Origin of the sequence: Streptomyces sp. NBC_01341, assembly GCF_035946055.1 — a bacterium.
In the GTDB taxonomy this organism is placed as follows: Bacteria; Actinomycetota; Actinomycetes; order Streptomycetales; family Streptomycetaceae; genus Streptomyces.
The window spans coordinates 2,290,255-2,304,243 of the sequence record NZ_CP108364.1 but is presented as its reverse complement, the minus strand read 5'-3'; the positions used below and the strand labels follow the sequence as shown (position 1 = coordinate 2,304,243).

General features: G+C 66.0%; 7 protein-coding genes. 3 read left to right on the top strand and 4 right to left on the bottom strand.

Annotation, left to right across the window (positions count from 1 at the left end):
* Positions 1-53 precede the first annotated feature (53 nt).
* Both OG206_RS09755 and OG206_RS09750 read right to left on the bottom strand, forming a co-directional pair.
* Positions 54-1,952 carry a hypothetical protein gene (locus tag OG206_RS09755; RefSeq protein ID WP_327114340.1) on the bottom strand — a complete coding sequence of 633 codons (1,899 nt, stop codon included), beginning with the start codon at positions 1,950-1,952 and terminating at the stop codon, positions 54-56.
* Positions 1,952-5,404: a helicase-related protein gene (locus tag OG206_RS09750; RefSeq protein WP_327114338.1), complete on the bottom strand. Its 3,453-nt coding sequence runs from the start codon at positions 5,402-5,404 to the stop codon at positions 1,952-1,954. Before OG206_RS09750 ends, OG206_RS09755 begins: the two co-directional genes overlap by 1 nt.
* Before the next feature lie 483 nt (positions 5,405-5,887).
* On the opposite strand from OG206_RS09750, the gene OG206_RS09745 reads away from it, so the two are divergent.
* The 3 genes from OG206_RS09745 (at position 5,888) to OG206_RS09735 (ending at position 10,921) form a co-directional block, all read left to right on the top strand.
* Positions 5,888-8,029, top strand: a complete 2,142-nt coding sequence (locus OG206_RS09745; RefSeq protein WP_299533907.1) for a sensor histidine kinase — start codon at positions 5,888-5,890, stop codon at positions 8,027-8,029.
* Positions 8,026-9,378 carry a response regulator gene (locus OG206_RS09740; RefSeq protein ID WP_327114333.1) on the top strand — a complete coding sequence of 451 codons (1,353 nt, stop codon included), beginning with the start codon at positions 8,026-8,028 and terminating at the stop codon, positions 9,376-9,378. The genes OG206_RS09745 and OG206_RS09740 overlap by 4 nt, the downstream gene beginning before the upstream one ends.
* A gap of 338 nt (positions 9,379-9,716) precedes the next feature.
* Positions 9,717-10,921, top strand: a protein-coding gene (locus OG206_RS09735) for an IS3 family transposase (RefSeq protein ID WP_327111122.1) whose coding sequence is annotated in 2 segments (ribosomal slippage) — positions 9,717-10,008 and positions 10,008-10,921 — 1,206 coding nt in all. Because the reading frame shifts where the segments join, the coding sequence is not laid out codon by codon here.
* A gap of 255 nt (positions 10,922-11,176) precedes the next feature.
* Here OG206_RS09735 and OG206_RS09730 read toward each other — a convergent pair.
* Positions 11,177-12,562, bottom strand: a complete 1,386-nt coding sequence (locus OG206_RS09730; RefSeq protein WP_327114331.1) for an L-serine ammonia-lyase — start codon at positions 12,560-12,562, stop codon at positions 11,177-11,179.
* Between the two features lie 155 nt (positions 12,563-12,717).
* Positions 12,718-13,977 carry a serine hydroxymethyltransferase gene (gene glyA / locus OG206_RS09725; RefSeq protein ID WP_327114329.1) on the bottom strand — a complete coding sequence of 420 codons (1,260 nt, stop codon included), beginning with the start codon at positions 13,975-13,977 and terminating at the stop codon, positions 12,718-12,720.
* Positions 13,978-13,989 lie beyond the last annotated feature (12 nt).

Below are 13,989 nucleotides of genomic sequence, written 5' to 3'. Positions count from 1 at the left end.
GGTGGTCGGGAGCCCTGCGTGTCGACAGGGCGGGTCGGGGACGGCCGTCGGGCTCAGAGACTCGGGTCCCAGTACCCGACTCTTGAACCGTCCGGGGAACCGAAGAGATGCCAGCGGGAGAGGTTACGGTTCCAGGACTGACAGGCCGTCTCGGGCAGCTGCAGGCAGCCGTGGTCGGCACCCTCGTTCGTGATCATGCAGTTGGGGTCATACAGGCAGGAGTCGTTGTCGACGGCACGGCTCACGACCGCGTCGAGGTTCTGCTCCAGGACGGTCCTCATGGCGCCCAGGCTGAAGTCGCTGCCCCCGTTGGGGTAGACGGCGAAGGCCAGGTCGTACGGGAACAGGTACTCGGACAGGCTCGTCTCGCTGTACCCGCTGTCGACCGCCAGTGCCCGCAGGATCTGGTGCGACAGGGAGTGCAGCAGTCCGAACAGCTCGTGCACCGGGAGGTCGGGGTGTCCCGGAGCGGGGCGTACCTCGTGGGAGAGAGCCTGGCCGTTACTCGGACCGAGCTGGTGTACAAGCCACTGGGCGACTCCGCCGGCGTCGTCAAGCGTGCGTCGGCTGACGAGATCGTTTCGAACCATCCACCGGCTCACCCGGTCCCGGTCCACCGGGAAGAGCAGGGCTTCCGCCTGGGTGGGGTGTGCGTAGAGGAGGGTCTTCTCGGGAGCACCCCGTGACACGCGACCACGGTAGGGCACCAGGTCCGCCTCCTCGGGGCTGAAGCCGGTTCGGCTGTAGCCGATCGCGAGGTAGGTGATCGGTAGATCACTCACCAGGCAGGTGTCACGGCTGAGGCCGGCGGCTGCCAGGACCCCGGGGTAGCGTTCGTAGAGCGCGCGCCGCTCCGGGTTGCGCGCTTCCCGCTGCAGTCGGGGAACCCCCAGGCGTTCCAGATTGAGAACGCGACGGTAGGTGTGCAGCTCGGCCGCGAGCCCACGGGCGTCGTCACTGCCTGCGTCGAGCCCGAGGGCCTTGCCCACCCGGTCCCGCAGATGGTCCACCTCGACAGGCATGAAGCGTGCCCGCAGGGCACGCGCCTGGTCGTGCAGACCGGCCTCCTCCATCACCCGGATGCTCTCCACGACCTCGTCGGGGACGTCCACCGTGTGCCCGTCCGTGAGCCGACGGAACTCGTCCTCGGTGATCTCCCCGAGCCACCAGCCGAGCACGGCCGCGGTGTACAGCGGATTGCTCTGCCGGGTCGCCTCCTCAGTCGTCGTCACGTTCACGAGGGTGAGCCCGTGGCCGACGTGCGCGGTTCCCGCCGAGTGAAGCAGGGGGTTCATGAACTTGTCCGGGTAGCTGCACGAGGAGTTGCTGCAGCTCCACTGCACCCCCAGAGGAAAGCCACAGGTCATGCACTCCCAGCGGAAGTCGCGGAACCGACTGGCGCGGTCGTCGAGCCTGAACCGCGTGTGCCCCCTGGGGCACTTGCTAGGGGGGTACATCGGCGACGTCTCACCGCACTTGTGCGCGAAGACGAACTGGAGCTGCCGGTTACCGACCACGCCGCCGCAGGCCGGACAGGCCGGCGGCCAGTCGTCGGTTCCGGGCCGAGGGTCGCCGGCCGTCCAGACGTGCCCGCACCCGGCCCTGGAGCAGCGCACCACCCGGGGCCAGACGCGACAGAAGACCTTGCCCGGGACCACGACCTCGTAGTGGCGATCGGCGAGTCGGTCCTGGTCACCGGGAAACTCGGGTGCGCGGTCGGAACCGGGGACGAACGCACGTCCGGCGGTCCGCCATCTGCGAACGAACCTCATCGCCTCCTGCACGAGGTGGTCACGATCCAGGGAGGGACCATCGAACTCCTCGTCACGCCCGAGCTGGATCACCTGCGTGGTGTACCCGCCACGGTGGTCGAAGGTCTGGCCGGGCCGGAACCTGAAGAGGACCTGGCCACGGTCGCGTGACATCTCGTCGTTCCTGGGGTTGAACGCCATCACGACCTCCGGTTGTCGGACACGACGTGGAAAGGGATGCCTTCGGAGACGTCGCGGAGACTCGTCATCGGTCGACACTCGAGCCCTAGGTAGTCGCCTGTCGCGCGGTACCCCCGGTTGTTTCCGCCGGCGAGGGTGGCGGAGGCGCCTGCGGAGCGGAGGCTGGCGATCGCGTGCTCCACCATGTCCTCCAAGTCGCTCCGGAGTTCCTGTCCCTCCGGTCGATGGGACTGGAAGACCGCGTGGAGCGCCTCGAGCAGCTCGGTCAGCTGGACTCCGTCCAAGCCGCCACGGGCGGGGTCACGGAGAGCAGCCTGCATCTTGGAGAGGTCGTGCAGATGCCCTGGGGCATTGCCCGCCTGCCACCAGTCGCGGTTGGCGATCTGGAGCAGATAACCCATGAGGATTCCGGGAAGGGTCCTGCGTACCGCGAACCGGCTCCAACGGTTGATCGCCACTGGTTCGACCATGCGGTCCAGGTACTCGTGGAACTTGCCGTGGTAACGGTAGTGCGAACGGTCCCGCTCCCGTACCGGGTTGAAGAGCATGAACACGAGTCCGTGGTGCGCGCGGCCGACTCGTGAGGACGCCTGGATGTACTCCGCCATCGACCTGGGCATGCCGTTGAACAGCATAAAGTTCAGTCGGTCCACGTCGACCCCGTGGCTCACCATGCTCGTGGCCACGACCATGCCCGTCTCGCCGTTGGGGCTGCTCAGGTCGTCCAGGACGCCACGCACCTCGTCCAGGCGCGTCTCGCTCTTCAGCTCGGCCACTCGGAGGTCCGGATAACCTTCCCTGCGCAGCGCCTCGTTGACCTGTGTGTCCAGTGAGCGGCGGATACGGCCGAAGTCGACGAGCGTGGTGGCGTACGTGAGGCTCGTGCGGTACAGGTCGACGACCGCACGAAGCTCCTCCTCCGGCCACGCTTCGAAAGCTGGCGGGAGTTTGCGGCGCTGCTCGAGCTTCCACAGGGCTCGGTGTGCGGAGGTCAAGATCCTTACCAGCGTCATCTCCGCGGTCCCCCGGGTCGGCATGACCCCGACGAATCGACGGAGGGGGAGCCCTCGGTCCAGGCGCCAGTAGAAGCTCTCGTCGAGGTTGGGCCCCGGGAGGGGCACCACGACGGACCTGAGGCCGAAGAGGTGCTCACTCTGGCGGTCCTCGCCCCGGATGGTCGCAGTCGTCGCCACCACCTTCATGCGGACTCCTCGCCCGTCGGCCCGGTGCCTCGACGTCAGGGTGCGCTGCACCTCCGCCAGGAGCCCTTCGTAGTGCCCCGAGAAGGCCCCGAGCTCCTCGTTGACCATGTGCAGTTCGTCGATGATCTCCAGGGAGGGGGAGGGGTCGTAGAGAGGTGCCTTCAGGGGCCCGGGAGCCGTCTTCGGATGACCGGGCGCGTGGCGCTCGTGGCACTTCCCGCCCCGACCGAACCCGTGCTGCGGGCACCAGCAGTCGACGTCCCCCAGGAGCGCGCCGAACTTGTCCGACAGTCCGACGTTGGCCAGCTTGTCCAAGGTGCCGACCACGACCGTGGGCAGGTAGCGGTAGATCTCGGTGTCCACCACGACGATTGGCAGGATCTTCCCGCACTGCTCGTTGCCGCAGACGTGCTTGAGCCTGAGCTCCTGAGGATCGGGAGGCGGGATGTGTACCGACCGTTCACCGCAGTAGGGGCAGTCGTGTACGAGTCGGTACGCATGCCGCTCTGCCTCGCTCGACCGAAGGCGGTCGAGCGTGCGATCGGACGTGAGCGAGTTGGGGGTGTTGCCTCCGCCGGCGTAGAAGCCGATGAAGAAGGGCCACCCGGGATTGCCGCCGACCTCCTTGATGCGGTCGGCGTTGCGGCCTCGGACGATGTCAGCGGCAGCAATGACGTCGAGTTGCCGCTGAGTTTGCTGCAGGGTGAGGAGCCGGAGGGGGAAGCGGCACCAGGCCGAGACCCCGACCTCCTTTCCTCTGGTCCGGTCGTAGAACATGCACACGAGGACCAAGCCGAGGTAGGCCTCCGTCTTGCCGCCCCCGGTCGGGTACCAGACGACGGTCGCCGCTTCGGTGGGATCCACGTCCTGGTCGTCACCCCAGAGTCCCGGCGTGAAGAGCTCCTGGGGGTGCTCCCGCCAGGCCAGGGCGCCGAGCTGGCTCACGATGGCCACGAGCTGGAAGAGGCGCCACCCCCGGTTCGGCCGCTTTCTCCGCGTGTTGAGCTCCGTCATGGACTCGTTCGCGAGCTGGAACGCGGTCAGCAGACGGTCATCCCGCCGCAGCCACACGATGCCGTCGCGGAAGCGGGCGACCTCCAACGCGGCGGCCTGGCGGTCGGACTCCTTCCGGCGGGCCAGTTCCTGCCTGTCCTGCAGGTCCTCCGTGCTCCACGCGGGGGCGTCGAGATACGCCTCCATCTCGTCGGCGAGCTCCTCCAGAACCGGCAGCGGGTCCGCAGCGAGCGCCGAGTAGCCCCAGCGTTCGTCAGCACGGGCCACCGCGCGATGGGTGTCGTGCTGCGGCACGGGCACGCTGCGGACGGAGACGAGCCGGCCGTCGTGCCACCGCGGCTCGACACCGCAGTTGTTCGCGTACGCCCCCAGGTCCCCCGAGTAGCGGTAGGCGTCGGCACCGAGATCCATCACGATGGGCAGGAGACGGTCACCGTCGATCTCCAGCCCCGCGCGGAACAGGGCGTTGTCCCTCGCCTCGTCGCGGCGGCTGCGGCCTGCGTTCCTGCCCTTTCCCTGGACGGTCACGACCGGGTCCGCGGCGAGGTTCTGCAGGGTCGCGGTCACCCGGAGCCGCCCCGGGGCCACCGGCCGCGACGTGATGACGACGTGTGCGGCGGGGGCCGGCACCACCGGATCCCCGGCCACCTCTCGGGCCAGCCACTGCTCGAAGGACCTGTCGTCGTCCATCGCTGCAGGGGGCACCAGACGCTCTCGGCGGTCATTGCCCACGCGACGATCGATCCGCGGGTCACGGAGCGCCAGCTCGACGGCCTCCGAGAAGGCGTGCCGGAACTCGGCCTCCAGAGTCTGACGGAGGCCGGCCTGACCGAGGACGATCTCCACCGGGCCGACCACCACGTCAAGTCGCCTGAACAACGGCGCCAGCCGGTACGGCTCCTCGCGGTCGCCGGCCCACTCCAACTGCTCCGCTCGGGTCGGCAGGGCCGAGTAGTAGAACGACGCCTTTGCCCTGACCATGACGGAGCTGGCGTTCTCGGCCTCGAACTCGAACCCGAGGCTGTCCGGAGTCATCCGACCATACCTGGGTGCGGCGCCGCCCGGCTCGACGGCGTGGGGGCCGAGGCTCTCCATGAAGTAGCGCGCGCTGGGAGGTTCACCGAGGCAGACGTCGCCCTGTGCCTCGCCTGTCGCGTCGGTGACCACCGCGCTCACGAGGTGCTCGACGAGGGCCGTTTGCTGGGCGACGCTCGGCTTGAACGGGGGCGTGGTCACTGCGTCTCCTCTCCGGCGTAGGTCGCCGACAGGGAGGAGGCGCTGCAGGAGGGCCTGAGCATCAGACAGGCGCCGTCGCTCACGAACGAGCGACGGGGGAGCCGAAGCGGCTCCGAGGTACGTGCCGGCGGCGACGAGCATGCACAACCGGCCCGCAGGACAGGGGTGTCCACGGGGATCTCCAGGGTCCGCGAGTCAGAAGCCGCCATGGCACGACGCCATGGCCGGACATCTTCTGCTTCTCCGAACCCCAGCAGCATCCGGTGCTACCTGCTGAAGTTACAAGCACAAGACCGGAATTGACAGAATCTGTCTTGATCCAATGCCTCTGCACCGCGGCCGCCCCTCAGATGTACCGACTCCCCCTGCGTGTCGGTACATGCCGTAGGAACATCGAGCGCACCAACAGTTAAAAGGGGGCATCGGAGCCGCGGCGGACGTGGGGATGCCCGGTGATCTACCATCTGCTCCCAGGAGGTCACCATGCCAACGCTCCGTCCTCGTGCGAGGCTGCTTCACACCATCGGTACGGAACTCATCAGTAGCGAGACTGTGGCAGTCGTAGAGCTGGTCAAGAACGCTTACGACGCTGATGCGAGCTGCGTTGTCCTGTGTTTCACCGGCGAGCTTCGAGAAGGCCATGGAGGGCTGGCGGTATTGGATGACGGATCCGGAATGACTGCCGAAACCGTCACGGACATCTGGTTGGAGATCGCCACTCCGCATCGGATGCGTGGGAGAACCACTCCGCGTGGTCGCCGCGTCTTGGGGGAGAAGGGCGTTGGGCGGTTCGCAGCTGCTCGACTGGCTGACTCCATGACTTTGATCAGTCGGCATTGGGGCGAGTCGAGCGAGGTCGAAGTCGGAGTTGACTGGCGTCAGTTCAGGGATCCAGACGTCTATCTGGACCAAGTTGAGCTCGATGTGACCGAACGAGCGGCAGTGGACTTCCACGACGGCGGGCGTGCGGCCGCGCTTTGGGAACAAGTCGATCTGCCGAGCCGCTCAGGTGGCACGCTGCTGCTGTTGGAAGGCCTGACGCGTAGCTGGGAAGAGTCAGATCTTCTTGCTCTCCGTCGTGATCTCTCCCGCCTCATCGCGCCCCCGGGTGCGGATGGTAACCGGGACTTCGAGATCGTGCTCGATCTGCCTCGAGAGTTCGAAGCGTTGGCCGGACCGATCGAACCTCCGACCGAACTGATGAACCCCCCGTATCGGCTGTCCGGATCCGTGTCGGCCGACGGGACGGCGGACCTTGAGATCACGATCCCCGGCAGGGCTCCGTACCTGCACCAAGTGGCGCTTGACCGCAACGCGCAGCACCGAGGTACTGACGGGATGCTTACTAGCGGCCCCTTCTCCATCGACCTCCGGGTTTATGACCGGGACCGAGATGCAATCTCACAGTTGACTGCCGACGGTGGACTCAATCTGTCAACTAAGCAGTTCCGTGATCTGCTCGATCAGCGGGCTGGAGTGAGCGTTTACCGCGATGGGTTCCGGGTTCTGCCATTCGGGGAACGTGGTGACGATTGGCTCACGCTCGATGCCCGACGCGTAAACAACCCCCGGATGCGTCTGAGTAACTCACAGATAATCGGAACTGTCAGTATCTCGGCAGATGAAAACCCCGATCTACGCGACCAGACAAACCGTGAGGGGCTGCTCCAGGGCCCCGCCTATGACGGCTTGCGGGATGCGGTCACGGAGATCATCGCGGAACTCGAAAGCGCTCGGCTCAAGCAGCGGAAACGGACTCGTGAGACTGAGGAGCCCCGGGGGCGCGGCCTATTTGACGAAATTGATATCACCGATGTCGCAGAAGCCGTTCGCAAATCGCACCCCAACGACCGCGCGCTGGCAGCTGTAGTCGCCAACGCAGAGCGCAGGATCAACGCGGGCGTGGAGCACGTTCGCGAGGTGCTTGCCCGCTATCAGAGGCTCGCTACGCTCGGCAGACTCGTTGACGAGGTTGTGCATGATGGACAGTCCTCTGTCGGGCGGATTCGCCGGGTTACCCGGGATGCGGGGCGGTTGCTGGCCGACGCTGACGCTTGCGAGCTTCGTGACGAGGCCGTCGGCCTCGTTAGTACGGCCGATAAACAAGCGGATTACTTGGCCCAGCTGTTCAAGCGCATTGCGCCCTTTGGAGGGCGTCGCCGGGGTCGGCCCAAGAAAGTCAGCATGCTGGAGACAGTCAATTCGGCCGTCGACGTTCTTGCAAGCCGTGCCGCAAAGGTCGGTGCTGATGTCACAGTAACTGGTGTCGATGAGATCGTCACCCTTGATCCCGCCGAGCTGCAAGAAGTCGTTATTAACTTGCTCGACAACTCTCTCTATTGGATTCAGCAGGTCCCGAGGGGTTCGCGGTATGTGGAGCTTAAAGTGGAGAGACTGGAAGACGGGGCCTTGGCATTGGTGATCGATGACAGTGGACCCGGGGTGCCGGCCGAGATTCGTGACCTCATCTTCGAGCCCTATTATTCCAGCAAACCGAATGGTGGAGGCCTCGGGCTGGCAATCGTGGGTGAGCGTGTCGCTGACGCCTACGGTGGGGTGCTTGATCTTGTGGACAGTCGGCTTGGCGGAGCAGCTTTCCAGGTGACCTTTAGGAGACGAGTGTGAGTGCAATCGCAGATGGTGTAGCCGGGGAGGGCGTAACCGAAGTTGATTACGCCGTGGACGGCGGGAACGACGATGACGTGGAGCCGGACATTCCGGATCTGACTATCGCGTTCCCTGAGCCCAGTCCTGAGTGGACTGTTGTCATCGTGGAGGATAACGAGGACTTCCGAAAGGATGTAGAGGATCAGCTTCGTCGGTCGGATGTTGCATATGGCCGCGCACCGCGAGTGATCCCGGTCGCTGAATTCTCCCAAGCGGAGGAGGTGTTGAGTGCGCAGACTGTCGATGTCGTAATTCTGGATGTGCGTGACGACGAGGGAAGGGACGACGCTGGCGAGCTGATTCTGGACAACTTGAAGTCCACGCGGTTTGTGCCAGTCGTCTTTTACACCGCATACACGGAGCGGGTCGAGCCGCTGGCCCAGCCGCCCGTCGTCCAGGTCGTGGGCAAAGAGGAGCACACCGACGTTTTGATCAATGCTGTGAAGGCGGCGTTCGACAGCGGATTGCCTATTGCTGTCAGGGGCCTTGCAGACCATGTTCGCGAGGTGACCCGAGAGTATCTCTGGGATATCTCAAAGCAGTGGGCCTCGCTGGGAAACTACGATGCTGAGGAGAAGATCACATTCCTAACCGCTCGTCTGACGCGGTCACTGGAATTGACCCTGTCTCTCGATGGAGAGGATCGCCTGCGCGGCCCTGTGGGGCGTGCGCTGGAATTGCCTAGTAATTGGCATCCGTCTCGGATTTACGTGATCCCCCCCATTGGGGATAATTTTGACACGGGTGACCTTCTGTTGCATGCGGATACGCAGCGTTATTGGGTGCAGCTCACGCCTGGATGTGACCTTGCCAATGGAAAGGCGGACAGGCATCTTTTGGTGGCCGCATCTCCTCTTCTTGAGGTTGACCCGTTTCGCGCCTGGAGCGTGATTGAGCCGGAATGGAGGAGTATCGAAAAGGCTATACCTCCGCGGGGCGGATGGAATCCGGAAGAGAAGGGGCGTCGTATGAAGCTGAAAAAGAATTCCAGTGACTTGCGCGCAGAAAGCAGGCGAATTATTCTCGGGCGTCACGATCGGTACTTCCACCTGCCGCAGTTCTTCACAGTTCCGGACCTTTTGATTGATCTCCAGCATGTCAAGACTCCGACGGAGTCCGAGATGGGTGAATATGCAAGGATCAGTGGACTTGCCTCGCCGTGGCCGCAAGTTCTGGTCAATAGGTATAACCGTCAAACCGGGCGGATGGGGTTCGATGACCCTGATGCCGACGCGGTCCTTGAGAGGATTTCGCGCGACATGATCAAGCGTCGAGGCGAGGTGAGCAAGGGAAGAGTTTCCGAATAGCTTCGGTGAAACGCTCGGATGAGCCGTAATTTGGCCGCCCGGTCCTTCCGGGCCTTGCTACGATAGTGCGGCAGAGGCTTGGCCGCCTAAAGCACCCTGCCCCCGGATCACCGCCAATCCGATCGTGAGAGCGCCAGCATTCTGGAGCTGCCGGTCTCGCGGAAAGGGGCATGAGGAAGCGTTCGGCTGGCGCCAGCCGTCGAGAAACGCATGGCGGAGGTTGATCGTCCTGCCTGGTGATGGTGGAACTGGCGCAGCCGGATGAAGAGGTGGGGCCTTGACCCCTGATGTTGGACACACGAGACACTGGATCCTGCGGATCTGAGAACGGACATCTCGTGGTGATGAAGAACTACCCGCCGCAGTTCAAGGCGGACGCGGTCGCGCTGTACGAGTCGCGGCCCGAAGCGACGATCAGGTCGGTCGCCGCCGATCTGGGGATCAACCCGGAGACGTTGCGGAACTGGGTTCGGGCAGCCGGAGTAAGCCGTCCTCGGGGACGGCGGACGCAGGAACCCTCTCAGCCGCCGGCCCCGCTGGAAGTGGAGAACGCAGCCTTGCGGAAGAAGGTCCGTGAGCTGGAGGAGGAACGGGAGATCCTGCGCAAAGCGGCGAAGTATTTCGCCGGGGAGACGCGCTGGTGAACCGCTTCCAGTGTGTCGCCGACCTCCAGCGCCGTCACGGCGTGAAGCGGCTGTGCAGCATCCTCGGAGTCAGCCGCTCGAGCTTCTACTACTGGCAACGGACGGCCGCCGACCGGGCCGCCAGGCGGGCGGCTGATGCCCGCCTGGCGGCCCGGATACGGGCGGTGCATCAGGAATCGGACGGCACTTACGGCGCCCCCAGGATCACTGCCGAGCTTCGCGAGGAGAACGGTGAGGCGGTCAACCGCAAGCGGGTCGCCAGGATCATGAGGGTGTCCGGGATCGAAGGAGTCCGCCTTCGCCGCCGGCACCGCACCACCGTCCCAGATCAGGCTGCGGCCAAGGCCCCGGACCTGATCGGCCGCGACTTCACAGCGGACAGGCCGAACACGAAGTACGTCGGCGACATCACCTACCTGCCCATCGACGGCGGGAAGTTCTGCTACCTGGCGACCGTCATCGACCTCGCCTCGCGCCGTCTGGCCGGCTGGGCGATCGCCGACCACATGCGCGCGGACCTCGTCACCGACGCCCTGGCCGCGGCGATCCGCACCCGCGGCAGCCTCGCCGGATCGATCATGCACACCGACCACGGAGCCCAGTACACGAGCAGAGCATTCGCCGAAGCATGCAGGTCAGCAGGGGTTCGGCAAAGCATGAGCGCGGTCGGTTCCAGCGCGGACAACGCACTCGCCGAATCCTTCAACGCGACCTTCAAACGCGAGACCTTGCAGGGACGAAAGAGCTGGCCAGACGAGCGTGAGGCGCGACTCGACGCCTTCAGATGGCTCCACCGCTACAACACCCGACGCCGACACTCCCGCCTCGGACAACGATCACCGATCGCCTTCGAGAACGCCTTCCACCTCACACCAACTACGCTGGCACAAGCCGCATAAGCCGTGTTCAGGATTCGGGGTCAAGGCCCGTGACGGCCAGTGGTAGACCCTACCCTTAGGACCTACGCAAGCGGTTCCGTCGTGTCCGATCAGCCGGAGGGCCGGCGGGATCGTCACAGAGTGGGGGACATCCCAGGGACTTTTCAGGGACTTTCATGTCTGTCCCAGGGAGATTCCAGGGACTTTTCGCCGGGTAAGCAGGGAAGGCCCTGACAGCGCTGAAAGATGCGAACGCGCTGGTCAGGGCCCATCTGCCTAGCACTCGATGATGTTCACCGCGAGTCCGCCGCGGGCGGTCTCCTTGTACTTGACGCTCATGTCCGCCCCCGTCTCCTTCATGGTCTTGATGACCTTGTCCAGGGAGACCATGTGGCTGCCGTCGCCGCGCAGTGCCATCTTCGCCGCCGTGACCGCCTTGACCGCAGCCATGCCGTTGCGCTCGATGCAGGGGATCTGGACGAGACCGCCGACGGGGTCGCAGGTCAGGCCCAGGTTGTGCTCCATGCCGATCTCCGCGGCGTTCTCCACCTGCTCGGGGGAGCCGCCCAGAACCTCGGCCAGGGCGCCGGCCGCCATGGAGCAGGCGGAGCCGACCTCGCCCTGGCAGCCGACCTCGGCCCCCGAGATCGAGGCGTTCTCCTTGAACAGCATGCCGATGGCGCCCGCGGCCAGCAGGAAGCGGACCACGCTGTCGTCCTTCTCGGCCTCGGTGCAGCCGCCCGCCGCGAAGTTCATGTAGTAGTGCAGGACGGCCGGGATGATGCCCGCGGCGCCGTTGGTCGGGGCGGTGACGACACGGCCACCGGCGGCGTTCTCCTCGTTGACGGCCATCGCGTAGAGGGTGATCCACTCCATCGCGTGCTCCTGCGGATCACCCTCGGCACGCAGCTGCCGGGCGGAGTTCGCGGCGCGGCGGCGTACCTTCAGGCCGCCGGGCAGGATGCCCTCCCGGGACATGCCGCGCGTGACGCACGCCTGCATGACGCGCCAGATCTCCAGCAGGCCGGCTCGGATCTCGTCCTCCGTCCGCCAGGCCTTCTCGTTCTCCAGCATGAGCGAGGAGATCGACAGTCCGGTCTCCCGGGCGAGCCGCAGCAGCTCGTCGCCGGTGCGGAACGGGTGCTTGAGGACCGTGTCCTCCGGGACGATCGGGTCCTGGCCCGCCACGGCGTCCTCGTCGACGACGAAACCGCCGCCCACCGAGTAGTACGTCTTCTCCAGGAGCGGAGCCCCCTCGCGGTCGTACGCGAAGACCGTCATCCCGTTCGCGTGGTAGGGCAGCGCCTTGCGGCGGTGGAGGACCAGCTGCTCGTCCGCGTCGAAGGGGATGTCGTGCATGCCCAGCAGGTTGATGCGCCCCGAGGCGCGGATCTCCTCGACGCGGGCGTCGGCGCCCTCGACGTCGACCGTGCGGGGCGACTCGCCCTCCAGGCCGAGCAGGACGGCCTTCGGGGTGCCGTGGCCGTGCCCGGTGGCGCCGAGCGAGCCGTACAGCTCGGCACGTATCGACGCGGTGTGGGCCAGCAGGCCCTCGTTCTTGAGGCGGCGGGCGAACATGCGCGCCGCGCGCATAGGGCCGACCGTGTGGGAGCTGGACGGGCCGATGCCGACCGAGAAGAGGTCGAAGACCGAGATGGCCACGGGAGTACTCCTAAGGGGTCTGGCGGACGCCGTTGTCTGCCGGGTGGTGCGGGACGGGCCTGTGGGCACGAAGAGCGCGGGGACAAGGGTGGGGGCACCGCGCTCACTCTTCAGTGTGCGTGGTGCCCCCACCCTGCGTGCAAATTGCGGGTGGCCTACTTGAGGCCGGCGTACAGCGGGAACTTCTCCGCGAGGGCGGTCACCCGCGCCTTGAGGCTCTCGGCGTCGTAGGCGGGCTTGAGCGCGGCGGCGATGATCTCCGCCACCTCGGTGAAGTCCTCGGCCCGGAAACCGCGGGTGGCCAGCGCAGGGGTGCCGATCCGCAGGCCCGAGGTGACCATCGGGGGCCGCGGGTCGTTCGGGATGGCGTTGCGGTTGACCGTGATGCCCAGCTCGTGGAGCCGGTCCTCGGCCTGCTGGCCGTCGAGCTCGGAGTTGCGCAGGTCGACCAGGACCAGGTGCACGTCCGTGCCCCCGGAGAGGACGCTGACGCCCACCTCGGTGACGTCCGGCTGCACCAGGCGCTCGGCCAGGATGCGGGCGCCGTCCAGGGTGCGCTGCTGGCGCTCCTTGAACTCCTCGGTCGCCGCGACCTTGAAGGAGACGGCCTTGGCCGCGATCACGTGCTCCAGCGGGCCACCCTGCTGACCGGGGAAGACCGCCGAGTTGATCTTCTTGGCGAGCTCCTGCGTCGACAGGATGACGCCACCGCGCGGACCGCCGAGGGTCTTGTGCGTGGTGGTCGTGACGACGTGGGCGTGCGGCACCGGGTTGGGGTGCAGACCGGCGGCGACCAGGCCCGCGAAGTGCGCCATGTCGACCATCAGGTACGCGCCGACCTCGTCCGCGATGCGGCGGAAGGCGGCGAAGTCCAGCTGGCGGGGGTAGGCGGACCAGCCGGCCACGATGAGCTTCGGCTTGGACTCCTTGGCGAGGCGCTCGACCTCGGCCATGTCCACGACACCGGTGTCGTCGACGTGGTACGGGACCACGTTGTAGAGCTTGCCGGAGAAGTTGATCTTCATGCCGTGGGTCAGGTGACCGCCGTGGGCCAGGTTGAGACCCATGATCGTGTCGCCCGGCTTCAGCAGCGCGAACATCGCGGCGGCGTTGGCCTGCGCACCCGAGTGCGGCTGGACGTTCGCGGCCTCGGCGCCGAAGAGCGCCTTGATGCGGTCGATCGCGATCTGCTCGACCACGTCGACGTGCTCGCAGCCACCGTAGTAGCGGCGGCCCGGGTAGCCCTCGGCGTACTTGTTGGTGAGGACCGAGCCCTGCGCCTCCATGACGGCGGCCGGAGCGAAGTTCTCCGAGGCGATCATCTCGAGGGTGGACTGCTGGCGGTGGAGCTCGGCATCGACGGCGGCGGCGACGTCCGGGTCCAGCTCGTGGAGGGAGGAGTTGAGAAGCGACATGTGGGTCCCTTG

Excerpts from the sequence above, each read along its gene's own strand:
- OG206_RS09755 (WP_327114340.1), bottom strand. The coding sequence starts at position 1,952 with ATGGCGTTCAACCCCAGGAACGACGAGATGTCACGCGACCGTGGCCAG.
- OG206_RS09745 (WP_299533907.1), top strand. The coding sequence starts at position 5,888 with ATGCCAACGCTCCGTCCTCGTGCGAGGCTGCTTCACACCATCGGTACG.
- glyA (WP_327114329.1), bottom strand. The coding sequence starts at position 13,977 with ATGTCGCTTCTCAACTCCTCCCTCCACGAGCTGGACCCGGACGTCGCC.